General features: G+C 40.7%; 22 protein-coding genes. 14 read left to right on the forward strand and 8 right to left on the reverse strand.

Annotated elements, in window-relative coordinates; genetic code table 11:
* Positions 1-32 precede the first annotated feature (32 nt).
* Positions 33-1,505, reverse strand: a complete 1,473-nt coding sequence (locus tag BGO42_RS13775; protein ID WP_273244799.1) for a GAF and PAS domain-containing protein — start codon at positions 1,503-1,505, stop codon at positions 33-35.
* 380 nt (positions 1,506-1,885) lie between these two features.
* On the opposite strand from BGO42_RS13775, the gene BGO42_RS13780 reads away from it, so the two are divergent.
* From BGO42_RS13780 to BGO42_RS13820, 9 genes are all read left to right on the forward strand, one after another.
* Positions 1,886-2,893, forward strand: coding sequence for a S41 family peptidase (locus BGO42_RS13780; protein ID WP_273244797.1), 1,008 nt, complete (start codon positions 1,886-1,888; stop codon positions 2,891-2,893).
* Between the two features lie 622 nt (positions 2,894-3,515).
* Entirely contained in the window at positions 3,516-4,373 is an 858-nt protein-coding gene (locus BGO42_RS13785) for a tetratricopeptide repeat protein (protein ID WP_273244795.1), read from the forward strand.
* 148 nt (positions 4,374-4,521) lie between these two features.
* Positions 4,522-5,202 carry a tetratricopeptide repeat protein gene (locus BGO42_RS13790; protein WP_286749420.1) on the forward strand — a complete coding sequence of 227 codons (681 nt, stop codon included), beginning with the start codon at positions 4,522-4,524 and terminating at the stop codon, positions 5,200-5,202.
* A gap of 98 nt (positions 5,203-5,300) precedes the next feature.
* On the forward strand, positions 5,301-6,119 hold the full coding sequence (locus tag BGO42_RS13795) for a WGR domain-containing protein (protein ID WP_273244791.1): 819 nt from the start codon (positions 5,301-5,303) through the stop codon (positions 6,117-6,119).
* A gap of 16 nt (positions 6,120-6,135) precedes the next feature.
* A complete protein-coding gene (locus BGO42_RS13800) occupies positions 6,136-6,813 on the forward strand; it encodes a hypothetical protein (RefSeq protein ID WP_177733984.1) in 678 nt (225 codons plus the stop codon).
* A 127-nt stretch (positions 6,814-6,940) separates the two neighbouring features.
* Entirely contained in the window at positions 6,941-8,710 is a 1,770-nt protein-coding gene (locus BGO42_RS13805; RefSeq protein WP_273244788.1) for a tetratricopeptide repeat-containing sensor histidine kinase, read from the forward strand.
* Entirely contained in the window at positions 8,707-10,479 is a 1,773-nt protein-coding gene (locus BGO42_RS13810; protein ID WP_273244786.1) for a histidine kinase, read from the forward strand. Before BGO42_RS13805 ends, BGO42_RS13810 begins: the two co-directional genes overlap by 4 nt.
* A gap of 371 nt (positions 10,480-10,850) precedes the next feature.
* Entirely contained in the window at positions 10,851-11,168 is a 318-nt protein-coding gene (locus BGO42_RS13815) for a hypothetical protein (RefSeq protein WP_273244784.1), read from the forward strand.
* A 2-nt stretch (positions 11,169-11,170) separates the two neighbouring features.
* A complete protein-coding gene (locus BGO42_RS13820) occupies positions 11,171-12,100 on the forward strand; it encodes a hypothetical protein (RefSeq protein WP_177733976.1) in 930 nt (309 codons plus the stop codon).
* A 193-nt stretch (positions 12,101-12,293) separates the two neighbouring features.
* Here the strand turns inward: BGO42_RS13820 and BGO42_RS13825 are convergent, their stop codons facing one another.
* From BGO42_RS13825 to BGO42_RS13855, 7 genes are all read right to left on the reverse strand, one after another.
* Complete coding sequence (locus tag BGO42_RS13825; protein WP_273244781.1) at positions 12,294-13,802, reverse strand: hypothetical protein; 1,509 nt, start codon at positions 13,800-13,802, stop codon at positions 12,294-12,296.
* A 19-nt stretch (positions 13,803-13,821) separates the two neighbouring features.
* Positions 13,822-14,448, reverse strand: a complete 627-nt coding sequence (locus BGO42_RS13830) for a hypothetical protein (protein ID WP_273244780.1) — start codon at positions 14,446-14,448, stop codon at positions 13,822-13,824.
* Between the two features lie 31 nt (positions 14,449-14,479).
* Entirely contained in the window at positions 14,480-14,842 is a 363-nt protein-coding gene (locus BGO42_RS13835; RefSeq protein ID WP_273244778.1) for a hypothetical protein, read from the reverse strand.
* A gap of 27 nt (positions 14,843-14,869) precedes the next feature.
* Positions 14,870-16,087: a hypothetical protein gene (locus BGO42_RS13840; protein ID WP_273244776.1), complete on the reverse strand. Its 1,218-nt coding sequence runs from the start codon at positions 16,085-16,087 to the stop codon at positions 14,870-14,872.
* A 136-nt stretch (positions 16,088-16,223) separates the two neighbouring features.
* Positions 16,224-17,135, reverse strand: coding sequence for a hypothetical protein (locus BGO42_RS13845; RefSeq protein ID WP_273244774.1), 912 nt, complete (start codon positions 17,133-17,135; stop codon positions 16,224-16,226).
* Positions 17,136-17,148: 13 nt separating this feature from the next.
* On the reverse strand, positions 17,149-17,556 hold the full coding sequence (locus BGO42_RS13850; RefSeq protein ID WP_177733965.1) for a 5-fold beta-flower protein: 408 nt from the start codon (positions 17,554-17,556) through the stop codon (positions 17,149-17,151).
* A gap of 37 nt (positions 17,557-17,593) precedes the next feature.
* Positions 17,594-19,027, reverse strand: a complete 1,434-nt coding sequence (locus BGO42_RS13855) for a hypothetical protein (protein WP_273244771.1) — start codon at positions 19,025-19,027, stop codon at positions 17,594-17,596.
* 480 nt (positions 19,028-19,507) lie between these two features.
* Between BGO42_RS13855 and BGO42_RS13860 the strand changes: the two genes are divergently transcribed.
* From BGO42_RS13860 to BGO42_RS13880, 5 genes are all read left to right on the forward strand, one after another.
* Positions 19,508-21,655, forward strand: coding sequence for a tetratricopeptide repeat-containing sensor histidine kinase (locus BGO42_RS13860; RefSeq protein ID WP_273244769.1), 2,148 nt, complete (start codon positions 19,508-19,510; stop codon positions 21,653-21,655).
* Between the two features lie 6 nt (positions 21,656-21,661).
* Positions 21,662-22,417, forward strand: coding sequence for a LytR/AlgR family response regulator transcription factor (locus tag BGO42_RS13865; RefSeq protein WP_273244767.1), 756 nt, complete (start codon positions 21,662-21,664; stop codon positions 22,415-22,417).
* A 153-nt stretch (positions 22,418-22,570) separates the two neighbouring features.
* Complete coding sequence (locus tag BGO42_RS13870; RefSeq protein ID WP_177733957.1) at positions 22,571-23,716, forward strand: hypothetical protein; 1,146 nt, start codon at positions 22,571-22,573, stop codon at positions 23,714-23,716.
* A gap of 119 nt (positions 23,717-23,835) precedes the next feature.
* Positions 23,836-25,002 carry a right-handed parallel beta-helix repeat-containing protein gene (locus tag BGO42_RS13875; RefSeq protein ID WP_273244766.1) on the forward strand — a complete coding sequence of 389 codons (1,167 nt, stop codon included), beginning with the start codon at positions 23,836-23,838 and terminating at the stop codon, positions 25,000-25,002.
* A 19-nt stretch (positions 25,003-25,021) separates the two neighbouring features.
* Entirely contained in the window at positions 25,022-25,789 is a 768-nt protein-coding gene (locus BGO42_RS13880; protein ID WP_273244765.1) for a T9SS type A sorting domain-containing protein, read from the forward strand.
* Positions 25,790-25,840 lie beyond the last annotated feature (51 nt).

Below are 25,840 nucleotides of genomic sequence, written 5' to 3' on the forward strand. Positions count from 1 at the left end.
ATAATATATCTAAATATAACAATTCAGATATACTAATTTCCCTTTGATGCATTTATATCCTGGAAGGTTCCATATACCTTGGTACATATTCCATCTTTGTAATTAGACCGACCGGTAGCTCTTACCCAGATTTCATTCCCCTGAATCGTCACAATTTGCAGTTCAAGATCCCAAGGCTTCCCTTTTTCTATGGCAAGCTGTACGGCCCGCATAATTTTATCCCTACTTTCTCCTTTTTTATAAAAACTGATAGCATTGGTCAACTCAGGTATATAATCCATCCCTACACCATGAATCTCCTTGGTTATCGATGTCCATGATAATGAATTATTGGCAACATCAAGTTCCCAGCCACCAATACGGGCCAGCGAACGGGTTTTCTCGACCATCATATTATATAACTCTTCAGAGGCAATTAACGAATCTCTTATCTGTGTTATCTCTGTGAGATCTCTGGTAACCTTTGTAAAACCTATTACATCTCCATTATTATCATGTATTGAGGTCAGCACTATACTTCCCCAAAATCTAGTCCCTCCCTTTCTTATTCTCCATCCCTCATTCCGGGCCACCCCTTGTTCTACCGCCTCCTTTATCAATTGTTCAGGACGCCTTCTCTTTTTTCCTTCATCTGTATAAAACACACTGAAATGCTGACCTACTATTTCATCAAACCTATATCCCTTTATTCGTTCGGCACCTTTATTCCAATTTTCAATATATCCATCTCTATCAAGGATAAGGATTGCGTAATCATCTATTTCTTCGACCATTTTATTGAAACGAATGGCTTTCAGGTCCTTACTTGCCATTGATTCCCCTACTATCGTATGTATTGTCTTGTCAAAATCATTGGTCGATATCTCGAACATGTTGATCCAATCGGCATCAATGGGATGAATATCTTCTTTTATAAGATTTACGAGCCCCATTATAGTGGTTAATGGCCTTCTTATCTGATGGGATTGGAGTTGCGCTATTTTCATCAATGAATATGTTCTGGCCTCCTTTTCCTGCATCTCATTCAGTAGATTCCTCTTGTTTGTCCCTACTTCAATGACAAGCTCAATTTGACGGGCCAACATACCTAATGTCTTCTGCTGCAAATCTGTAATAATCTTAGGCTCTCTATCAAATAGACATAAAGTACCGATTACCATTTCTTTGTTCAAAAAAACAGGTATCCCAAAAAGGAATCTCAAATCTTTATCCGAAAGCCTTGGTAGCATGTCCGCAAAGTGCGCCTCCTTTACAACATCCTCTATTAAAACCTTTTTGTTTTCGGCTACGACATAATCACAAAAAAAATGTTCCAGATCACTTATCGGGATACCATCCCCCAATCTCATGTCCATCCCAATGATAAATTTATCTACACACTTGATTCGTGCTATTGCACTACCGGATAATTCTGCCGCATGGGACAAGATACTCTTCAACTCCTCTTGTTCATCCAGCTTAAGCTGTAATGAAATATTCTCTATTTTTTCTTTTTCACTCCCCATCTTTACTCCTTTTTGTTTTGCTCCTGCCTATTTCCTTCAATTATCTTATTAAACGAAACCCAGCCAGACATTATTCAGTTGACCAACAATTTAGGTAAAAAAACACTTAAAATCATTTTAAATAGCGCCTAGTTACTATCAACAATTACTATTACCGAAATAATAATACGCAAAGAGGTCTAAACCAGATGATCCTGGTTTTCATCTGAATTAGTCTATTATTATCTTAAGACCTCAGCACTACCCTTCAACTTAATCTACAGGCTGGTGAACTTAAATATTAAATTGGACTTGCCTACAAAAGACTATTAACATACATTTACCGAACTATCTATTTATTAAAGGATTAACTTTTATCCAATAGAAATAATTAAAGTTTTATGAAAAACAATATTCTTTTTTTTATTCTTTTTTTCATAGCCACGACAGTTTCCGCACAATCGGACTCGGTAAAAACTTATATCGACAGCGCACTTTTTGTTCTAAAGGAAAACTCACTTTATTCTAAAAATGTCAATTGGAAAAAAGTGGAAGGTCAAATTTATCAAAAAGCAAAAGAAGCAAGGTCTAAAACACAGGCATTTGAAATCCTAAAAATAGCATTTATTGCCCTTGGAGATAAACATGCGAATTACTTTTCACCTGAAGGCACTTCATTTAGGCTTGATAATCCAACCCTACTGGCAAGATATAGCGACTCTCTAAAAGCTGGCTGGAAACGCGGTCTCCGCATAGACAATAGGATAATTGACGGTATCGCCTACATCAGTATCCCAACATTGGGGGCTGGTAAGCAACAGGATATTGATAAATATGCAAATTGGATCTATGATGCGGTAAACAACCTCAACAAGAAAAACCCTAAAGGATGGATAATTGACTTGAGAATGAACGGCGGAGGCAATATTAGGCCAATGCTTGCCGGATTGTCCATGTTTTTTGATGATGGTATTTATACATACTATGTAGACAGGAATGGAAAAGCAACAGATAAAGCAGGTTTTACAAATGGTGATTTTGTAATTGACGACAAGCCGCAAGCTGAAATCAAAATGAAAATGAACCCACTATCGAATGTAAAGGTAGCCGTTTTGATTGGTCCGGGAACTGCCAGTTCGGGTGAAGGAGTGGCGCTGGTCTTTTCACAGAAAAGCAATACCAGATCTTTTGGAACCAACACTGCCGGATTAGCGAATGCTACCAATGGTTTTGTCTTCCATAATAAAGAGTTTTATTTCCTTTTATCTGTGGCCAGGATTGCCGACAAACATAAAAAAATATACCGCGAAACGGTACGACCGGACAAATATGTAGATGATAGTGAGAACTTTTCTGATCTTTCCAATGATCCCTGTGTAAAGGAAGCCATCAGATGGCTTAACCGATAATCTTTTTAAACAGGATTCTTGCAGGGCTTGATCAGGTGATTATAAATTGTCGCTAATCCCGGCCACATCTTTCCATATAACATCTAGTACTATATGCACATTATTACCATTTATATTGTTGGTATCAAATTCCTATACCTTTGTTGCATGCTACCTGCAAATCCCAAAATATCAAACATATAAACTTACTAATAACAAATGTTTTACGGATTGTTCATTTTTTGGAGAACGCGTGGCAATAGGCTGTATTTTTCCATCAGTTGTCATGAATCGCTTTTCTCATATCCTTCAAGGTAGCCTACTTTTGCAGCATCCTGTCCTTTAAAGTAAAAAATTTGTTTTACAAAACGTAAAATAGCTGATATACAAGACTAACGTGCGTTTTCTGCTGGTCGGGTATTTTCCTTTGGCACCGCTTATCCCGAAAGTACACCCAAAGAACCCGGTGAAGGCTTTTTTCCTGTCTGTTTCTTTAAACCTTTCCTTAATGTGAAATTTTTATGATTTTTTTTGTAAGCATTTGGTTATATAAATAATAATTCTATTTTTGTGAGGTTCATCGTTTTAACCTGATGACGTTTAAAAACCATCTAATTAACCATCTGACTTAAATCCAAAAATTATGAATTATTTTTACATCGGAGGAGGTGCCGTCGCACTCTTCATTATTTATTCGCTATTTTCTGCAAAAAAGAACATGAAGAAAGCACCGGAAAAACTGATTGAAGCAAAGGAAAAATTTGATGCGGGCGAAATCAATGCTGCCTTAAGGACTTTGGGAGAAGCATTTGTAATTCCCTTTAACGATCAGGTAAATGCCGAGCAAAAAGCCCACCTTATCGCGGTACTGGATTTGTTGAGAAAAATATTTGCTGAAATGAATATTTCCGGCAATAAGCTTATCGATCCGCTTTATGACAAGCTTAGCAATTCAACTCTTGTTAGTGTACCGCTTAACGAAGGAAACTACAAGCCGCTACAGAATTTCTTTGATGAAACCGACTCTGACCAAAAACTGGTTAACTACCTGAAGAATTCTGTTTTTAACGGAGAGATAGGTGTGGCTGATTCTGCTTCTTCAGACAATTCGTCATTTCCTGAAACCAGCAGCAGAACAACACCTTATATCAATAATGCCGGAAAGCTTATTATGAAAGGCAAATACCAGGACGCCATCGATGTGTATAAGAATGCACTTAACGAGCAATGGGATGATACCGACAAAGCGTTCCTGCATGATCAGCTGGCTTCTTGCTACCTTATGAATAAAGACCTGACCAATGCTGACGCCAATTACAAAGAAAGCATTGCTATTAAATCCTATTTCCTTAACAACTGGAACTACGGTGACTTCCTGGTTTACCACAAGCGTAAAGCAGATGCTGAAGTACAGCTTCCAAAGGTTGAAGCGCTGGTAGCTTCCCCATCTGACAGAAAAGAATACAACAAACTGCAGAAAAATTTCGAAGCGTTAAAGTAATCGTTTTTACAGAAAATTAAAAAGCCCGTAAGGTGGTTACCTGCCGGGCTTTTTACTTTTATTATCTCCTGTTACTATTATTAGCCCCAAAGCCTTATCCTCCCCGGGCGATTATCAGGCAGCGCTATGGAGAAAAAATTGTATGTTTATGACCTTAGTACCTAAATCAAAAAACATGGAACATATTGATCACGACGAACTGAAAGCGGTAATCAGCAATGATGCTTTTGATAAATACACCAACGAACAACTATTCAGCGATACAAAATACTATTTTGAGTCGATGAAATCGGCACCTTTCTTTGGGGAGGAAACCCTCGGGATATATGTCGACATCTATAAAAAACTTGGCGAGAAAGGCTATAGTCCTGCGCTGTACGAACTGGGATTGCTGTATTACAATGGCGAATTCTGGCTGCCTTCGGATTATGCATTATCCCTGAACTACCACCAAAAAGCCGCTGCATTGGGCAACGCCGATGCTATGTTTGAACTGTATGTATATTACGCCACCGGCATCGGGACCGAAATAGATTCAGAAACAGCTACAGACTGGAACCTGAAAGCAGCCAATGCTGGCAGCGACAGGGCATGCTACAATATGGGTACTTTTTATGCCACCGGAAACAATATGCCACAGGATATGGAAAAAGCGGTAAACTGGTACGATAAAGCTTCGCAGCTTGGAAATGTACGGGCTACAGAAACCCTTGGCCTGATGTATCGCTATGGTGAGGGTGTACCGCAGGACGAAGCGAAAGCCGATACCTACGAAAAACTGGAAAACGAACAACGTGAGGCGTTTTTACGCCGTATGGACGAAATGTAATTTTTTAAAACCGAATATACATTTACTCCCGCCGAACTTTCATTAAGAAACTGTAGGACAGGTTCTTTTTATACCTTAGCAATATAAATAATTACAAAATGGCAACACTATACACGATCACAATAAAGAGCATAAAAGACACCAAAGTAATAGCCGAAGTTCGCGTAGACCACCCCGATGCGGGGAGCAATATCGGTTCGAAAGACTTTGCTTTGCAAATACTGCTTGAAACAGGGGACATTGAAAGACCTTATTTCAATAAACTTCCGATTCCTAAAGAGGAATGGAAAAAACTGGTGACGGAACATCCGCGAAAGGAGGAATATGATTTAATGCATCAGTATAATAACGGTGTGAAGCTTGAAATCACCCCTGAAGAAGGAAAAAAAAGAAATGACCGTGACTATTGGCAAAAACACAACGAGGAACTTGCGTTGCAATATGGCAGGAAAGTTTCAAGCAGCGGAATGTCGGATGGACAGTATTATGTTCACTTTGATAATGAACCCTTGAAAGTAATCGATGCTGCCAACAAAGTAATCCTATCAAAACCTGTCAAGAGGAAGCTTGAAAAGAACCGGTACACCCTGGAGTTTGAAGTTGCCGATGTAGAATACCTGTACCACCTTCGGGAAAAGATGATCTATGAGTCGGCAGCATGGAACCTTTCCTCATATTATAAGCCTGAAATAAACGTTGCACAAGGCGAAGCGGTATTACTACACTATAAAGATGCTAAAAGCGATAAGTTCTGGCAGGTTGTACAGGATGGTGCCTCATTAAATATTACCTACGGAAAAACAGGAACTGCCGGACAGAAAAATATAAAAGAATTGGATTCCGTACAAAAAGCCGAAAAAGAGCGCGACAAACTGATAAACGAAAAACTGGGTAAAGGATATACAAGAACAAATTAATTCAAAATTTACAATTATGAGCTTATTTAATTTTTTCAAAAAAAATAAACCAACCGACCAGGCAGCAGAAAAAATTACTACCGGAAATCCTCCAGCTGTTATATCGCGTGAGCAAATGCATAATGAGTTAACATCAGCGATAGACGACCGGAATTTTAATGAAATAAAGGAACTGATGAATGCGGTTACTAAGGATAATGCACCCTCAATTTATCTGGCGCTTAATTTTGAAGATTCATGGTTTCCCGAAAAGGGCTATGACAGGATAGTAGACATTATGGCAAATAACGGATTGGTAGACCTTAATGAGACTAAAGACGGCAAGACACCGCTTACCGTAATTGCAGAAGCCTGCCATAACGCTACAGCTATCTATGCACGAATCGTTGAATCGCTGCTTAATGGTGGTGCGGATGCTAATAAAACAGACAGCCTGGGATGGAGCGCACTTGCGTATACAATAAACAAACACGGAGTATCCCCCACTATTATCCAAAAGCTCATTGATGCCGGATCAGACCTGAACCTTGTTGTTGAGAGTGACGATTTTATAGGTCTGAACAAAAGAAGCATACTGGGAATGGCCTATTACAACAATAAAGACTTCTTTGCCCAACTGAAAGAGAAAGGAGCCACAATGACCGACGCAGAAGTTGAAGAGCTTCAGGAAAGAGGTTATTCATTGGAACCGTAAAACTACAATATGCCGCAAGCCATTGTTATAGCCGATGTTGATAAAAACATTGTTGCCATGAAACAGTACTGTCTGGGTGTGGCCGTAATTGCCAGGGCCATAAAAAAGCCGAGGAACGCCTGAAATAATGAAAAGCCTTAAAATCAAGTGGCTATATCTGTTTTACTGCAGCCTTTTCGGTGCGGGCAGCCTGCTTCATGCTCAGGATTATAAACACATCGACTCGTTACAATACGTAGCCGATGCCTACAGCAGAGCCGGACAGAACTACAAGGCTGCCGTGGCGCAAATTGATGTGGATGTCGCCTTTATGATCGCCAACAGGCCGCTTCGGGACAGGTCGGCATACTGCACCGCACAAGCCTATGTAAGATCCCGGCAATATGACGAAGCCTTTTATCATATCACCAGAGCATTTGAAGGAATGTGCCAGTCTAACGATTCCATTGGCATTGCATATTGCTATAGCGTAATGGGTCAGCTCTTCGGATTTAAAAAAGATTACACCAAAGCTGCCGATTACCACCATAAAGCGCTGAATATTCTCAGAAGAAACGCGCCTCAAAAAGAAAACACTGCTACGGCCAAGGTACTTTATGCCGACTTTTTTATCCGTCAAAAGAAATATGCCGCAGCATTAAAACCACTATCCGAAGCCCTTGCCGTAACATCCGGCAAAGGCTTTTATAACACAAAGGCCTACATAAAGGACAAGCTAGGTTTTTGCCATGCCATGCTTGGCAATCCCCGGCAAGCAGAACGGTATTACCGCGAGGCACTGGCCCATGAAAAAACAAATCGGTATGTGGACATCCGGATGAGTATTTTAAAACATTTGGGGGAACTTTACCTTTCCTGTAACGACATTCCAAAAGCGAAGTCCTTTTTGGAACAATGCATTGCCCTAAAGCCATTAAACGAGGAAAGCGAAAATTATGTTCTGGCTAACCGGCTGCTGGCAGAATTATATGGGAAACTGGGCAACTATGAACAGGCATATACTTATAGAATAGAAGCCGTACAAGCCAAAATGGGACTAATGAGCGAGGCAATGCTCACCAATACCGAAGCCCGTTCGGTAAAATTCGATACCGAACAGCTGGCACTGCAAAACAGCCTCCTCCAGGCTACCGCCGAAATACAAAAAGTCGAGGCACAACAGGCGAACGTAAAGAAAAACGTATTCCTGCTCGGTTTTATATTTACCATTATCGTGTTGGTCACTCTTCTGGTATTCCTCCATTTTTACTTCAGACAGAAAAGAGCCATCACAGCCAACAGAAATAACGAACTGAAGCAGCAATTACTGCTTACACAAATGAACCCGCACTTTATCTTCAACTCCGTAGATACCATACAAAACCTTATTTACGAAGATAAAAATGATGAAGCTGTCGATTACCTTTCGAAACTCTCACAGCTTACCCTCCAGATACTGGAGAACTCTTCGCTGCAATACATCAGTCTCAGAGAAGAATTCAACATGACGGTCAACTACCTCGCTATACAGCAACTGCTCTATAATAATTTCGATTATGAAATCGTCGCAGAAGATGGGATTGACACCGAAACGACCTTTATTCCCCCGATGCTCACCCAGCCATTTATCGAAAACGCTGTAAAGCACGGAATCGCCGGAAAAAAATCAAATGGCAGGATACAGGTCCGATTCTACAAAAAGCGCAACAAACTTTACTTTGAGGTAACAGATAACGGAAAAGGGCTTACCGGAAAAACACGAGAAGGACATCGGTCTATGGCTACAAAAATTACATCCGAAAGGCTCAATGCCATGCAGGGAGTCATTGAAATAGCCAACATAGTCGATAACGGCATTGTAAAAGGCACTGTAAGCCGTTTCCCGATTCCGTACAAAATAAAAAACAACCTTGCATGAAGCAATTCTGTATCTTATACTTCGTTACCTGTTTCCTGTTGCTTTTGCCGCAGGCAGTGATTGCGCAGCATAATCACGGGAAAACTTCGCCTGAAGCACAGATCGACATCCTGAATCGTTTGGGTACAACCTACCATGAAAAAGGAAATTTTGAAAAGGCCGAATCGCTGTTTCAGAAAGCCATAGCCCTTTGCCGGATGCACAAGCTCGACAAAAAACTAGGTCAGAGCCTGTACAACCTTTCGGCACTGTATACTGAAACCGCCAATTATGAAACCGCGATAAAACTTAGCGAAGAATGTGTGGAAGTACTCCAAAAACAGGACGATAAGGAAACCATTGCCAAAGGCCTGATGAACCTTGAAACATGCTGGCGGAAGCGTGGAATAGTAATCAACGTCATGATCTATGCCGACAGTGCCGTGAAGGCTTTAAGACCTTTAAAAAAAGATACACTACTGGAACTGGCCCTTTGGCGACAAGGAGAAGTATACCGGAAAATAAATACCGCGCTGGCGATACCTATGCTCAAAGAGGCGCTGGTTCTGGCGCAAAGAATACCCGAGCTACACAACCTGGATAACATTTACAATTCGCTGGGGCAATGCTATATCGAGCCTTATACGACAGTATATGACGCTGCCATTGCTGAACGTTATTTCCAGATGGCTTTGCAGGCTGCGCTGAAGTATGACAAAAAGGAAGTGAACGATAGCCGCATACAGTATGGCAAAATGTGCATCGTCAACAAAAAGTACAAAGAAGCAGAACATCAGTTAAAGCTAGTGTACCACGATGCCGCTGCCACCAATAACAACGATCAGCTGTCGGTTGCCGCCTTTTGCCTTAGTGAGATGTACTTTGCCAGGAACAATTTTCAAACGGCTTACCGTTACCTGAAGGAACACGAAGCGCTCGAAGAACAGTACAATACCGCGCAGAAAAAAAGTACGGCAGATATGATGGCCTTTAACTTTAAAACCGGAAGGGTAGAAACGCAAAACAAGCTCCTTAAACAACAGCGCGAACTACAACGGGTAAAACAGGAACAGGTGAGTTTCCGCAATAACGTAAAAATAGGCGTTTCGATAGCTGTAGCCCTTTTTCTGGTTACAGTTACACTGGTACTGTACCGATTCAACAAAAAGAAAAACCTGCTGCTATCCAAAAAGAGCGCCACGCTACGCCAGCAATTGCTGCTCACGCAAATGAGTCCCCATTTTATAACATCATCCATCGAAAGCATACAAAACCTCATCAGGGAAGACAAGCCGGAGGTGGCAGCTACCTATCTTTCCAAATTCACCCGTCTGACCCGCCAGATACTGGAAAGCAGTACAAGCGACTATATTTCGCTGGATGAAGAGATCGCCATGATAACCAACTACCTCACGGTTCAGCAGCTGCTCCATCCAGGTGGCTTTAGCTTTACCGTTGACGACGATGGCATCGATACCGAAGCCATTTACATCCCTCCTATGCTCACACAGCCATTGCTTGCCAATGCCGTAAATAGAGTATTGACCGGTACCAGCCAACATTCTGTTACCGTACAATTGCTGCTCAAAAACAACAAGCTACTGATTGGGGTAAGCGACTCCGGCGGACCGTTAAAGCCGGGTGAGCAACAACATATTTTGGAATCGTGGGCTATAAACATAACCGCCGAAAGACTTGCCGCACCTGTAACGATAAAAAATGTCATCCTCGAAGAGGGTACTACCGGTGTAAGGACACAGTTGGAAATACACTACATTACCGATGACTAGCATGACGATTTTATTACAATTAACCACGAACTTTCAATAAACGCCAACGAATAATCATTTACAAATATAAGCTGCACATTAAGTGGTAATTTGCTGTCAGAATATCCAGCTATTGGGATTACAGCAACTATCCGGCAATAAAGAACCTGACTGCTGACATTCCTGAGCAGGAAATTATTGAAAGGGTAACATGCCGTTGTTTGCACAGTATCTTTACATCAAGAGCCATAGCACACGGGATATGATTCTTTTTAATAAATTAAGAAATAATGAATAAGTTTTTGTAGCAGTGTTGTAGGAATAGTTTTTATTATTACTTTAGTTCCTTTGACTTAAACAACCCCGTCTATAACCTTAAAAAACAAAGCAATATGAACACATTTAAAAAAATTTCAGCCACAGTACTGCTGGCCGTAATGGTATCACAAGCGGTAACTGCCGCGACCAGAGAAACCTCGGTGGTCATAGAAACTGTTGGCGGCTACTTCGACGTGTATCTGGTAAACAACTGCACGAAAGAGATCGAGGTGCGCGTGCGTGCGGAGGGCTCTTCCTCAACATCAAAATACAAAGCAGGCGAAAAAATAAAAGTACCTGTAAAGGCTGGATATGAAGTATATGTGGACGGTAAGTTGTACAAAAAATTTGAAGATTCAGATAGCGGAAAAGAAATTAAACTTTGTAAATAATTATGGGACTTTTTGACAAGATTAAAAGCATGGTGGGTGTCACCGGTGTGAAACTGGAATATACATGGATTGAGAATCCATGGCCGTATTTCGACCCGATGATTAAGGCCACTATAAATGTGAAAGCCGGTAAAGATGCCGTGACCATCCTGGGCACGAAAGGTACTTTTTATGCCAAGCGTACCGTAAACAATGTAGAAGAGAAGATTGTATTGGGAACTGACATCAGCAACGTTGAAAAATGTGGCCGTACAGAACGCAACGGTGAATTCGTAAAGGAATTTCCATGTGCGCTGCAAGGCGACGGCGAGGTTTCTTTCGGCTTTTTCATCATGGATATGGACGTTCCTGCCGCATTGGCCGAATGGGGTGGCGAAACGCCTGCCAGTGCGAAAGCAAATGGTATCACCTTTTTCCTTGAAGGAGAAGTGGATGTGAAGGAAACATTAGACTTGTTCGACCCTACCCTTACACAGGAAATAGAAGTGTACCACAATGAACGCAGACAGGAACCGGAATACGAAGAGGAAAACAACCCGAGCATTTATAATGACAGCATAGCATTAGAAGGCGAAGATGACGAAATCAGCTTTACGCCAGAGCAACGGAAACTGATCCTTTCGGATGACCACGAGGTGGAGTTTGAGCTGGAAGGTATGGAGGTGCTTGCCCTATACAGTCTGGGTCAAATGCATAAAAAAGTAGTGCGGATGACGGATGACATTTTTGGCCAGACAAAAGTGGGTGTATTCACGATCAACCACATTAACGGACACAGGGATCTTGACTTCAGCAGTCCGGACAATTGGACCAACATCTCCATTGATGCTATTTCTTTTACCTTCTCCAGACCGAACGAATGGGGACATGAAGCTTCCAAGTACGAAAGCCTTTTTCACATCAAGGATATTGCCCTGCTAAAGCAAAATTAAAACTACCAATAGAAACGCCCGTTAAATACGGGCGTTTTTTTATAAAATCAAAATTAACAAAGGTTTTCCGTTAATAACCGCTACAGGAATGTATTGCGGTGTTTCCCGGAACTTCTCTGCATTGCAATTCCGGGCTTCAGGAAAACAATTCCTGTACAGCTCCTGGAGCTGTACAGGAATTGTTTTTTATTCATTATGTACACTGGAATACCTGCGATACAAGCTGGTGTTTTTCTGAATAGAACAGGTACAGCGTCCCGAACATGTTACTGTGGTCCAGCTGCGCTACAAATGCCATCTTTTGCCCGTCTGGATCGCGTGGGGTTTCATTGCTCTGTTGCCAGTACGGCTTGCCCAATCTCAGTTTTCCTTCGGTCCTGTTTTCCTTAATTTCTACCTCCTGTAAAACACACTCTATACCATTTTCGACTTTAGTATATATAAAATTGAACTCCATAGGAATAGCACAGTTCATACTCATAAGCATGTCGAAAATCTTATCCTGTTCAAAATCATACCACCACAAATAGCTTTGAAGCCGTATCATCATTACAGCTTGTTGCAATGTATATTGTCCTGAAAGCGTAAAACGTACAGTACTATACTGATTTTCTTTGGTTACCTGTATCTCATGGCCCAGATGCTCAAACGTATATTTGCCCGCCCATTGCAATTGCATCACAACTTTTGTATCGCTTTTTTCGGGATATTGCAACACCTCTTCGTCGCTTGCCTCAGGGCAACTGAAGGTATATTCAATGGTATCCGGAAACCCATCGATTTCATTGACTTTTACAGCTATATCTTTTTGATTTTCAATATTACAGGTATATTCAAGGAATCCGGAATTCAGATCATAGAAATGGTTAAATGCATGCAGGTGTATGAGTCTTCCCTGATCGGTACTGTAATTCTCGTCTTTTTTACCACCAATATACCAGCCATTTGTACTAAAGTTAACATTCCAATCGGTTTCATCCTCTCTAAAGACAGCGGAGAAAGGTACCTTTGTGTAGGTAACGCCAAGTTTCTCATCTGTTGCCGGAAGAAGGTGTGGTGCCAGTTCCTTGTATGCCGTGAAACCCTTACGGGTCTTTTTATACCGTATTTTTTCAGTCATCTTTATTTCCCGTGCCGGTTGGTGCATGGTAATTTTTTCCAAAAAGCCAGCGGCATCATAATGGTACGTATATAGTTCCGAGTCCAGCCACTCGCCATTGCCCAGATAATACTGTATCGTCTTGGTAACCGGCATAGACGTCCCGTTAATTTCAGCATAATCATATACCAGACGCTTGTTGGGATTATAACTAAACGACCCGGATTGCAGCAGCACTCCGTCGTTACTATATTGGTCTACCTGCCTGTAACTGATCTCTTCGATCTTGTCTACCGTGGTCTGCAGGTACTCGCGTTTTACATCCGATTCGTCATATGCTTCCAGTTTCCGCAGCTTAAGCGGAGCCAGTAGCTGGTATTTGCCGGCTACCAGCTGGAAATCCATACGGCTTACATCCACATTCTGGACAATAAAGGTAAACGGAATGCCTTCCCATTTTTCGTTAACCACACCGCCGTCGAGCCTTACAATAGGCAGCAGCACTTTGTTAAAACCCTTTATATTGGTCATACAGCTTTTTAGACTGGGAAAACCTTCTATTTTAGATTTCTTTTTTGATGGCGATAGTATAAGTTCTTTCATCTTTTAAAATTCAGAGGAATTATTTTTTAATGCCCACCCAGTTCCTGTCCAGGTCGCTGTAAGGGTAAATTTTTATCATTTTCAGCATTTCGAGAAATCCTTTATGTCCAAAGTTTGCTACAGTAGCCAGCTCTTCTTCGAATATCTCCATACAAAGCAGCAAGTGGTGCTTGTGGTTTTCTACCTCAAATTCCTCATACACATCAAACATAATATATCTTGGCTTGCCGTCGTTTCCGGATATCTGGCATATCTCATACGGATTAAAAGCCTTTTCCTGTGCCGCAGCTGCGATTTGTGTAAAGTTTTCGCAAATGCGTCTTTCCATTATGTTGAATGGAGTTGGCGGATCCTGGTTAATGTCATTGAACGGCTGCTTTGTAAAAGCTATCAATTCATAGGTTCCGTTTTTATTGGGCACTGGACCGGTACCATCAGTCCGGATAAGTTCCATTGTGGTAAATCCGGTTCCTTCCAGATGATTGGGGAAATAGTGCATGTCCACAGATCCCAGTGTCATGCCTGCAATGACCCTGAAGGGAATAGTGGCATGACCGATCACTTCTGCCGAAGGTCCCAGAATATTTTCAATAGCCTGCTGTTTCAGGTTGTAATGCGCAATGTATTGTTCGTCGTTATAACTCATGTTTTATTTTTTAGCTGTAAGTCTATCGTATTTATGCTATCACCAGTTTCACACGGGTAACGCCATCATTATCAACATATTCTTCATTGTATACGCGCTTTCCGATGATCGAATCGATAGCCTCTTTAATATCATCGAGGCCACCGCCCAGTTCAAGGGTAACTTCCCTGTTAGTATAGTAACTGTCCTCGTCGATAAAATCGGACACATGCAGCAGGAATTTATCCAGTATGTCTTCCAGCGGGTATTGTGAGTCTTCTTCGCCTTCAAGCTCGTAGCTAAGGGCAAAAACGTAATGATCTTCTTCAATATCTTTGTATATGTTGCCGTCAATAAGCTCATAATTTGGATTGTCCTTATATTTATCGAGCTTTTCAAGTTGTATATTTTTCATAATCTCTGTTTGCAATATAATTTAACGTTATTCCGCATACGCTGCAAGAAACTTCGTTAGCTCTTCCGAACCGGCGAATTCCTCAAACTCGTCAAGCTTCTTTTCAAGGTCGTCCGCGTCCATCCACTCGGGGCTGAATTCATATTTTAGTACGAAGTAATTGTCTACATACACAAAATCCCCGGCACCATCGGCAAATTCCGTAAGTTCACACATCGCTTCCCATACCTTATCCTCGTCAGCATCATAATCTACGGCTCCAAAGTAGCAGTACAATACAATGACCTCATCTTTCCAGCCATATTGAAAGCGTTCATCGTCTTTCCTCCAGGCCCACCAGCCCGGCTGCCCTTCTATTTTCAGCTCGGCAATGTCTTCACCGTATTTTCTTTGGAACACCTCGGCCAGTGCTTCGCGTGCGATCTGTTTTTCGGATTGTATCCCTTCATAATACGGGTTTGGCAATTGTACCGATACCTTTCGCCTGTGTTTTTTATCCGCTGCGTCGGTTATTTCCAGTTCAAAGAAGTAATCAAATTTTTCGTTTTCGCCGTGGCTGAAGGTACCCAGATCCTTTATCTGATCGAGTAGATTGGCAGAAAGGTTAACCGTAATCTCATGTGCTTTGTCCATGGGGTTTACTGCTACCGTCAATTTTTCTTTTTGCCATTCCTGCATCAATTGCGCGGTGACGTCACACTTTTTAAGTGCTATGCCGGTCAGGATCATTATTACAAAATGTCCCGTACCATCAAGGAAATCCCAACTATCGCCCCCGGTATATTGCGGGGAAACGCTGATAACGAAATCATCCTGTTGCGGCGCTTTATCCAGCATTTCAGGCAGGTCAAACTGCGGTTCATTCCACTCCGGCCATGCTTCTCTTTTTACTCCTGACAGCGGGTTTTTGATACGGACAGTATGCTTTTCCTCCAACATTCTTTTCGGGGTATCGGCTGTCCTGAATTGAATAGTGAGGTGGAACTTTAAATACTCCTGTTCTTCGCCGGGAGATCCGGTTAAAGCCTCTTTCATCACTTCATAAAATGAAGAACCTATGGGAATGTCCCAGCTAAGGGAAGGCGTTCCTGAGGTCTTATTGGTTTGTTGATAGTTATCCTGTGTAACGTGGCAACTCACCTCATCACCCAGACAGCCTGCGCTGACTTCCATGAATAGCTGTTCCTCGTCAAACAATGCCTCTTTATAAAAACGTATTTCAAAGGGTTTTTCTGTAGTTTCCATTGGGTATCTTTTTTATCATTGTGACAATTTTAAGGCCCGGAACATATAGATCCGGGCCTTCAATTATCTGATTGCATTTCTTAAGGGAACGGTTACTTTGAATACCTTCCGTTAAATTCAAAATCAGGTACTGTTGCTATAATTCGTCTTCCAGCGTTACATCCAGCAGTTCTTCTATCTTTTCATAAATAGCTTCCGGTTTTTCCTGCAGGAAGTCAAGGTCACCAAATTTTTCAAGAAGTTCCTCATCCTGTACATGGTATTTTAGTACGTCGTCAATGGATGTATATTGGTTTTCCGAAGCTATTTTTTTTGCAATGTCTTCATAATCATTATCCCGGAAGGCCGCAACAGCATCTGTATCGTAGAAAGCATTGCTTCGCAAAAACACAGAAAAATAGTTGGCCAGCAGGTTTTCCATATAAATTACAAAGTCAGAAACCTTATAGTCGTTGTAACAGGCGCTATGATCTTCACCCGGATAAAGAAAATTGTTTTGCGTATTCCCCTTAGGATCAAGAGCGATACAGGTATCGTAATAGAAATTGTAAAAGTCAAGATAGGTAAAGTGCCTGCCGCTGTTGCTCATTTCTCTTCCAAGTCTCGTTTCCCGCGGGTCTCCGTAGATGTCCAGATCAGCATAAGATATGAGGTTCTTCAGGGGCAGCAATGACAGGAATCCTTCCGCTTGCAACAGGTCATTATTGGCCACTGCAAAATCATCCTGATCTGCGTTGGTAATTACCCTGCTATTATCCAGGGACGACTGCACGATGTGCGAATCCCATGCAATGTTCAGTCCGTTACTGATGTTATAAAAAGCCTTCATATATGCATCGATCTTAAATGACGGTACTTCACTGCCCTGATCCATATTGGAATACACCTCATCCGAAAGTCCGGCCTCAATAGCCGTTATCTCCTCATCCGAAAGCCCTTTGAAACGGATATAGCTTAGATGGTCAATTAAAGGGTGTTTTTTTAGTTCCTCAATTATATTATCCAGCCGCTGAAAATACGATTCAGCCCATATTTTTGCTTTACTCATGTTTTACCGATAACTAAAGTTTAAAAAAGAAGAATGCTACGGCTGCCCATTCTTTTTTTACGCCGCTTGCACGGCCAATAGTGCCATGGCTGGAGTTTTCCACGGTACCGTCGTCCTTCACATAGCCTATAGTGCCATGGCTGCTGTTCTCTACTGTACCGTCTTTTTTTACATAGCCCACGGTAGAGTGGCTTTTATTTTCAATGGTGCCATCACTTTTGATGTAGCCTATCGTGTTGTGACTCTTGTCTTCAATGGTACCGCTGCTCTTGATGTAACCCACCGTTGAATGGCTGCTGTTCTCTATCGTCCCATCGCTTTTAATATAACCTGCCGTGCTGCGGCTGCCGGATTCTATGGTTTGTGCCTGTAAAAATGCTGTGCCGCCAAGTACGGCAAGAAGTACTACTAATTTTTTCATGTTTGGTTATTTTTATAGTTTTAAATACTTAAGATTGTTATCGGTAGGAAACCGGTATGGTATTAAACGATCCGTCCTCCTCAAAGCCTTTTATCATAGCCATACGGGCAGCTGTTTTTACAGCTTCATCAGGATGGGAAAGCTTATCGCTGCTAAACCACTCTTTCCCGAATGGCTTCACGCTTACCAGTACTATATTTTCAATGTTCAGTCCAATGCTTTTCGGCAGGTTTTTCGACCCCATTGTTAACAACGTCCCAAATGGCTCATTGGCATCATACTGCGAGCTGTTAAAAAATGTAGACGCCTCATCATTCGAATCATTATCCTTTATCACCCATGTCTCCACATTGTCGCTGTTGAACTGCAGTGTGAGCGACTCAAATTTTTCTATCAGCCCTTTAAATTCACCGTGCCCCAAAGCCACTTGCGTTACACTGTTCAGCAAAGCCAGCATGTAATGGTCTTTTACTTTACGGAATGGCACTATGCTGTCAAATTCAATATAGTATTCCGCACCTGTTCCATTGTAAACCAATTCCTTATCCTGTTGCTCTTTGGCATAAATATCCGAAAGACCGTCGGTGATTACAATGGTTGTATTTTCGGTATAAATGACACGGAATTTTGCCGCAATTGTTCCCGAAGTATATCCCGGCCAGTTGTGGTCACGGAAACCACCAATGTTCAGGTACAGTATTTCGTCATGCAATGTACCCACCGACCTGAAAAACTCATGCCGCAGGCGTATGGCTTCGGTAATCGCTTCTTTCCTTTTGGCATAAGCCGGATCAAGGTTTACTGAGGCATCCTCAATAGGGTGCAGCCCATGCTCGGGGAATGCCGGTTCGGTTTGTACGGTAAGCTTATCTTGCTCCAGGCGAAACCAGATGCGTTGCAGCTGCTCGTCTAACGCGGTGTTCAGCAGGTCCATTCCTAACCCGTAAAAAGAATTAAGCGAAAACGTTTTGTTTTCAAATTCAAGACTGTAATCGCCCGCTATATTGATCTTGTTTGCCTGCTTTACAAAAGCACCCATGCCCACAGCTTTCTTAAAAGCGCCCTGATCCGTAACCTGTATGGAATTTTCAAGGAGTTCTTCCTTTAGCCCCGAAATAAGCTCGGGCACGCCATACACCTGCATGGCTACAGGCTCATCTTTAATAAAAGTAAACCGTACCTGTGTATTTCCAGGCAGGTCGTTATAAAGCTCTCCAAGGTCGGCAATGCCGCGCAGCTCATTTATATTATTGCTTAATTCGCGTAGCTCTTTATTTAGTTCCTTTCTTTCTTTTGCAGGGAGATTTGTGTTATGATTATATTTTATACCATTTTTTGTATAAAATATGCCGCTGCTTTGAGAACCATAAGTACTCTTGATCACATCTTTATGATAAATTTTACCGGTTTCAAGGTAGGGACTATAGGCTTCGCCTATGGTATTCTTTAGTTCCTGTTTTTTAGCGTCCATTGCAGTAGATATGTTAAATAGATAAGATTTTTATTATTATTTGAGCTAAAGATAAAATTTAATCCCACAATTCTAAGGATAAATGAATATTTGTAGCTGTTTGAAACAATTTAGTAACATCATAATGAAAGTTCGTAGCGCCAAAAAATATTTTTACAGTAGCAAACAATAAAAAACCGGAATAACTGCCGTTAAATAATTACATGACATGAGCACACCCATATTAGCCATTATCATTGCCTCATACTGCACATAATGCGCTAAATGGATATCCTCACTCCTCTTTTCCAAAACTTCACACGAACAGTAATTTTATTTTTTACCTCCATTGAATTTATACAGTGGAAGAAACGGTATTACTTTAAATTTTATACCAAAAAACTTAACTTTAAAACATTGAATTTGTCAGTATATTTCTAAAAAAGTTATTTTTTTATTACTTACATTTAGCCCCGAATTTATAACCTCCAAAATTCTGTTATGTTTAAAACTACTTGGCTGGCCACCGTAATTGTATTTTTATTTATTTCTTCAGTTTGTTATTCTCAGGATAAGACTATTGATTCCTTAAAAACCATTCTCGCCAATCCTAAAATCAGCGATACGGTACGAATAAATACTATTCTTACGGCAATGGATAACTCTGTTGGCTGGAGCAAACAGCACATTGCTTTTTACAACCAATTGCTTCCTGTTTTTTCGAAAGGACTTAAATCAAGCAATCTTAATAAGAAAGTAAAGCAACAATATTTGAATGCTGCCGGAGTTTATTACTACAATACCGCCAAAAAAGAAATCATTGACGGCAATGATAAAGCACCGGAACATTTTGATCAGGCCATAAAATACTGGAAAGAATCCAAAAATCATAAAGAAATGGCCATGGCCATGACTGGCAAAGGTACCTACTATCGAAAGATGGCCGATTGGCCCAAAACATTTGAAAACTTTTTTGAAGCGCTTAAATATTATGAAAGCATCAAAAGCGAAATGGGGATATCATATGTGAACATGGAGATCGGAACAACCTGCTTAGCGCAACACGATTGGGAAAAAGCAATTGTTTACTTAAAAAAATCTCTGGTTTATTATGACGTCCCTGCCTCAAAATTGAGTATAGGCGACCGGCATGAAATTGCTGTCACCAATAATAATTTAGGAGTTGCCTACACACGGCTTAAAAGGTTTCCTGAAGCACATAAAAGCTACCTCAAAGCTTATGACGCCATAAAGCCTAACAAAGATCCGCAGGGAGAATCCTTAGTGCTGGTACAGCTGGCCAGTTCCAGTAATGATTTGGGAAATAGTGCAGAATCACAAACTTTTCTGGAGAAAGCACTGGCTTTGTGTAAAGATGACGTTTCCAGACAGGGCGTATATGGCAATGCTGCCCGAATCTATTACAAATCAAAAAATTATGAAAAAGCGGCAGAATATGGCGAATTGTGTTATGCCTTAGCAGTAAAGTTAAAAAATCTGAACTCCAGAACGGGCATGAGCAGCTTATTGTATAAAATCTACAAAGAAAGCGGACAATATGACAAAGCCCTTAAAATGCACGAAGCATCGGTCATTATAAAAGATTCGAGCAATGTTGAAGCTTCAAAAAACCAGCTGGCGCAACAACAGCTCAAATATGATTTCGAGAGAAAAGAACTGCAGCAAAAAATAATGCAGCAAAAGAAATTGACAGAAGTTAAATTAGAACAGCAAAATAAATTATCAGCCATCAAGCTGGAAAATGAAAAGAAATCGGCGCTGGAAACATCCCGGAATAAATTGGCGCAACAACAGCTCCAATATAATTTTGAGAAAAAAGCGCTCAACCAAAAATTAATTCAGGGCAAAAAAGTAGCGGCAATCAAATTAGAGGGCGAAAAGAAAACGGCAGTTAAAAACAACTGGCTTATCGGACTTTCGGGAGTACTTTTATTGTTTCTTTTGGGTGGCTATTTTTATTACCGAAATACCAAACAAAAACAAGCAATTACGCTGCTCGAAAAAGACCAGATCAAACAGAAACTGTTGGTTACACAGATGAATCCGCATTTTATTTTTAATTCTATCGATAACATTCAGGGATTGATCCAGGATAAGCAAGACAAGGAAGCAGTAGATTACCTGAGTAAATTTTCAAAACTGACGCGCCAGATTCTTGAAAACTCCAACGAAAATTATATTTCGCTGTCGGAAGAGGTTGAAATGACTCAGAATTATTTAGCGATCCAGCAACTTTTATACAACAATAAATTCAGCTTTTCCATTTCTATCGAAGATGCTATTGATGCCGAAACCATCTTTTTACCGCCAATGCTAACGCAGCCTTTCATCGAAAATGCCATCAAGCACGGTTTAAGCAACAAGTCCGAAAATGGTATGATTGCCATTCATTTTTATCTTAAGGAAGCCAAATTATTCTTTGAAGTCACTGATAACGGAAAAGGATTTGAAACCGACAAAAAATTAACCAACCACAAATCACTGGCAATGACAATTACCAAAGAACGCCTGATCAGCTATACCAAAAACCAGGATTTCCTGGTACAAACCGATAATATCCTGGATCAGCATACCAACATTGTCGGAGCCAAAGTTATTTTTGAAATCCCTTACATTTACGAAAATTAATTACCTATGTTAAGAGCTGTTGTCATTGACGATATTGAAACAATCCGAAAGAAGAATATTACCACCATAAAATCAAACTGCCCTAATATTGCCATTATTGGCCAGGCAGATTCGGTAACATCCGGAATAAATCTGATCAGGCAGGTATCGCCGGATCTTGTTTTTCTCGACGTAGAAATGCCCGACGGAACCGGTTTTGATTTGCTTCAAAAGCTACAACCAATTAATTTTAAAGTAATTTTCATTACAGGTTATGAAGACTTTGCTATCAGGGCTTTTCGTTTTTCGGCCATAGATTACCTGCTGAAACCTTTGGATTCGGTCGATTTGGTAGAAGCCGTTAAAAAGGCGGAAGTGTCGCTAAGCAGTGAAATTTTTGACATGAAGCTCAATAATTTGTTTAGCAATCTTGAAAGACCAAAAAATTTGCAAAAGCTGGTGCTTAAAACTGCCGATAGAATTTATTCGGTCAATATTCAGGATATCGTGCACTGCGAATCCGATAAAAATTATACCACCTTTAATTTCATTAATGCGCCAAAACTCATTGTTTCCACCAATCTTAAAGAATATGAAACGATGCTGACGCCTCACAATTTCTTTAGAACGCACCAATCGCACCTGATCAATATGGCTTATTTCGACCATTTCATTAAATCGGATGGTGGCAATACGGTTGTCATGAAAAACAAAACGACCATTCCGCTTTCTGTGCGAAAAAAAGAAGAGTTCCTGGTTTTACTTGAAAACCTTCATGTATAAATTTTACTAAAAACGAATTTCTCTCCAATTCCAACGAATATCTTCCCAAAGCAAACGGATATACATTCGTAAAAATTCGCATTTTTCTTTGATTTATTATTGCATTGTAATTCCGGAAAATGGTTTTGCATTCAACCAATAAACAGAAAAAAAATGAAACAAAAATTAGTAATCATCGGGCTGATGTTATGCGCGTATACCAACTCCAATGCGCAGCTTTTAAACAAGATTCAAAAAACTGCAAATCAGGCTAATAATGCCGTTGAAACCGTAAAAACAGCCGAAGAAGTTGTTAATACAGGTGAAAAAGTTGCCAAAAAGGTAAAAAATAAAGGTGGCGCTTCCAGCGGAACATCTTCCTTAAAACTGGACTGGAATATGTACAAACAAACACCGGCAGTTACTTTTAATTCCTTATTGTATGCGACTAATATAGGAACTGGTGGACTAACTCAGTTTACAGGTTACACCGCAACTTTTGTTCCAAACAAAACTGCTGCTGGTGCTACCGTAAACACCGTTCATGACCAGGCCGAATTTCTGAAAATTAAAGTGTATAAAGGGGATCAATACATCACTTACTTCGAATATGACGGATTCCAACAATTTGACGACGGGAAAAAAATAAAATACAATACACCAACCAGCCGATACAAACGTGATGGCGAATGGGTTGGCGGAACTGAAATTGATGTTAAAAAATGGGGTACCGGCGAATACCGACTTGACTTTATCGCGGGTGATAAAATGTTCTATTCGTTTAATTTCGAAATTCAGAAGCTAACAAACACCGACGCCTACGCTGCTATGAACGAAATGTATGTAACACGCGGTCCGTGGAATAATTATGCTTATATGAATTATGATGAGTCCGGTAACCTGGTTTTCGGATATTATCTTAACCATGAAGAATTCCAACCGAATCCGGCCAATAACAGAAAAACCAATAAAAGTGTAAAATGGAGCGTGAAAGTGCTAAAAGACAACAAGCCATTTGCACAACAATACGGAACAGGTGCTCCGAATGTGGCTCAGGTAGAACAAGCCAAATGGAATGAATACCGATGTGCTTTAAAATTAGTAGACAAACCGGGAGAATTCAAATTTGCCAACCTTACGGACGGAGCTTACAAAGTGGAACTGACCATTGAAGGAGAAGCAAAACCGAGAAAATACAGCTTTTCTGTAAAAGATAAAAGAATTGTACAGATTCCGGAGCAGGACAGAACTAAAAATACCGATCCGACAAGACTAATAGAAGGCTGGAATGACTATTTCTGGATGAAACTGGAGAAATAACAGCGCTATTCTTTACCATTATTTTTTTCACTTTTTAATGCTTGTTGTGAAAAAGATAATGGTAATTTTTTTAAAAAAACCTATCATCTTTCAATCCGAATTCAATCAATTTAAAAAAAATGAAAAAAAGACTACTTTTTATTGCCATCGCAGGTCTGTTTACTTCAATGGCTTCAGCAGCCGATTTATATGTTAGAGAAAATGGTGCCAATGGCGCTTATGCAACCGTGAGTGCCGCCATTACGGCAGCAACAAACGGAGACCGGATCATTATCAAGCCCAAAAATGCAGGAGCCGCTTATATTGAAAACCTGACGATCAACAAGTCTTTGACTTTTGTCTCTGAAACTAATTATCAAAAATACAAATTGCAGGGAACCGTGGTCGTAACACCACTTGCAGGAAGAGTGGTTACCATTCACAATGCAAATGCAGGCAGTGTTACTATTTCCGGTGCAACAACCGGTGGCAGAACCACTTTAAACGTCTTCAATTGTTTAATAGGCTTTTTTGATGCCGGTCAAATAAATGCAACTGCCAATCTCTCCGGATGTACTATAGATAGCGAAACGATTATAGCGCATGGAAAATGTACCGGTAATTTTTTGGGATCGCTGTTTGTAACGCATACCGAAGATACCAGTTTAGCTACAGATGACGTAGAAATCATCGCCAATAGCGTTAATTACGGTATTACCAATTATCAAAGAAACTATACGTTTAAAATCTTAAACAACTTCCTTCCGCAAAGTTCAATCAGCATTTGGGGTGTAAAAAACGGAAGTACGAATGAAATCACCAATAATGTAGCCGACACACGAACCAATGGCGGCGGTCAGTATGGCGAATGTATCACCATCAATCTAACCACCGGAAATACCGGAACGATTTCGATATACAATAATGTATTGGCGCTTGGAGGTGATTTTCTGATCTACAATTACAACTCCAATGCAACGGTTTCGGCTTTCTACAACATGTCACAAACTTCTTTTGTTTTAAATAATGTTGCCAATCAGGGATCGAATACCTCGGGAAATTTTACCATCAACGCCAACAATCAAAGTGTTAGCGGTGCCAATGTAAACGCAGGTTCTCCGGCAGTAGAATACACCGATCTGGATTTGACAAGAAATGATGCCGGAAACGGAGGCGGTTCGAACAGCTGGAGCAATTATTGGCCGGCTGACGGAGGCAACAGAGCGCAAATAAATTATTTAAACGTAGCCCGAAGAATTACAACCGGTGCAACATTAAATGTTTCAGGTTCTGGTTTTTCCAAATAATTTATATCGAAACAAAGAGATGAAAAAACAACTTTATATATTGGTCGCTTTATTTATGGCAAGCTTTGTTCAGGGACAAGTATCCATAACGCAAGCCGAATATTTTTGGGATACCGATCCGGGCTATGGCAATGGTATCGCAATTGCAGCCGCCGATGGCAGCTTTAACAGTGCTTTCGAAAAAATTGTCACTTCAGGCATCAATCTGCCGGGTGTTGGTTTGCATAAATTCAACATCCGTTTTAAAGACAACCAGAACCTATGGGGATCCACTTTTACAAGTATTGTTAATGTAGAAGCTGCAGTAACATCAGAACCTGTTAGAATTGTACAGGCGGAATATTTTTGGGACACCGATCCGGGCTATGGCAACGGAACGCCTATACTGGCTGCCGACGGGAATTTTAATAGTGCCTACGAAAAGTTGCTGGCTAATGGAATTCCTGTTCCAAATGCAATCGGACTGCACGTTTTTAACATTCGCTTAAAAGATAACCAGGGACTTTGGGGATCTACTTTCAGGAATGTCGTTAGTGTGGAAAACACTTTAAGCGTTAATGATCCAACGGTTTCTAATTTCTACTTCTACCCTAACCCGGCTACTTCAACTGTACATTTCAATAAAGAAATAACACAAGTAACGGTATTGGATCTGAACGGAAGACTTATCAAAACATCCGGCGACAGCCATCAATTAAATATTGCTGATTTAGCTGCCGGAACTTACGTTTTAAAAATAACCACTCCTGATGGTCATTCTTTTACTAAGAAAATGATTAAAAGCTAACAACCCGAAAAATGAAGTCGAATAAAAGCCTGTAATAGTATTACAGGCTTT

Source organism: Flavobacterium sp. 40-81 (genome assembly GCF_001898245.1).
Classification (GTDB): domain Bacteria; phylum Bacteroidota; class Bacteroidia; order Flavobacteriales; family Flavobacteriaceae; genus Flavobacterium; species Flavobacterium inviolabile.

Coding starts and splice junctions, on each gene's coding strand:
- BGO42_RS13775 (WP_273244799.1), bottom strand. CDS start 1,505: ATGGGGAGTGAAAAAGAAAAAATAGAGAATATTTCATTACAGCTTAAG.
- BGO42_RS13780 (WP_273244797.1), top strand. CDS start 1,886: ATGAAAAACAATATTCTTTTTTTTATTCTTTTTTTCATAGCCACGACA.
- BGO42_RS13785 (WP_273244795.1), top strand. CDS start 3,516: ATGAATTATTTTTACATCGGAGGAGGTGCCGTCGCACTCTTCATTATT.
- BGO42_RS13790 (WP_286749420.1), top strand. CDS start 4,522: ATGACCTTAGTACCTAAATCAAAAAACATGGAACATATTGATCACGAC.
- BGO42_RS13795 (WP_273244791.1), top strand. CDS start 5,301: ATGGCAACACTATACACGATCACAATAAAGAGCATAAAAGACACCAAA.
- BGO42_RS13800 (WP_177733984.1), top strand. CDS start 6,136: ATGAGCTTATTTAATTTTTTCAAAAAAAATAAACCAACCGACCAGGCA.
- BGO42_RS13805 (WP_273244788.1), top strand. CDS start 6,941: ATGAAAAGCCTTAAAATCAAGTGGCTATATCTGTTTTACTGCAGCCTT.
- BGO42_RS13810 (WP_273244786.1), top strand. CDS start 8,707: ATGAAGCAATTCTGTATCTTATACTTCGTTACCTGTTTCCTGTTGCTT.
- BGO42_RS13815 (WP_273244784.1), top strand. CDS start 10,851: ATGAACACATTTAAAAAAATTTCAGCCACAGTACTGCTGGCCGTAATG.
- BGO42_RS13820 (WP_177733976.1), top strand. CDS start 11,171: ATGGGACTTTTTGACAAGATTAAAAGCATGGTGGGTGTCACCGGTGTG.
- BGO42_RS13825 (WP_273244781.1), bottom strand. CDS start 13,802: ATGAAAGAACTTATACTATCGCCATCAAAAAAGAAATCTAAAATAGAA.
- BGO42_RS13830 (WP_273244780.1), bottom strand. CDS start 14,448: ATGAGTTATAACGACGAACAATACATTGCGCATTACAACCTGAAACAG.
- BGO42_RS13835 (WP_273244778.1), bottom strand. CDS start 14,842: ATGAAAAATATACAACTTGAAAAGCTCGATAAATATAAGGACAATCCA.
- BGO42_RS13840 (WP_273244776.1), bottom strand. CDS start 16,087: ATGGAAACTACAGAAAAACCCTTTGAAATACGTTTTTATAAAGAGGCA.
- BGO42_RS13845 (WP_273244774.1), bottom strand. CDS start 17,135: ATGAGTAAAGCAAAAATATGGGCTGAATCGTATTTTCAGCGGCTGGAT.
- BGO42_RS13850 (WP_177733965.1), bottom strand. CDS start 17,556: ATGAAAAAATTAGTAGTACTTCTTGCCGTACTTGGCGGCACAGCATTT.
- BGO42_RS13855 (WP_273244771.1), bottom strand. CDS start 19,027: ATGGACGCTAAAAAACAGGAACTAAAGAATACCATAGGCGAAGCCTAT.
- BGO42_RS13860 (WP_273244769.1), top strand. CDS start 19,508: ATGTTTAAAACTACTTGGCTGGCCACCGTAATTGTATTTTTATTTATT.
- BGO42_RS13865 (WP_273244767.1), top strand. CDS start 21,662: ATGTTAAGAGCTGTTGTCATTGACGATATTGAAACAATCCGAAAGAAG.
- BGO42_RS13870 (WP_177733957.1), top strand. CDS start 22,571: ATGAAACAAAAATTAGTAATCATCGGGCTGATGTTATGCGCGTATACC.
- BGO42_RS13875 (WP_273244766.1), top strand. CDS start 23,836: ATGAAAAAAAGACTACTTTTTATTGCCATCGCAGGTCTGTTTACTTCA.
- BGO42_RS13880 (WP_273244765.1), top strand. CDS start 25,022: ATGAAAAAACAACTTTATATATTGGTCGCTTTATTTATGGCAAGCTTT.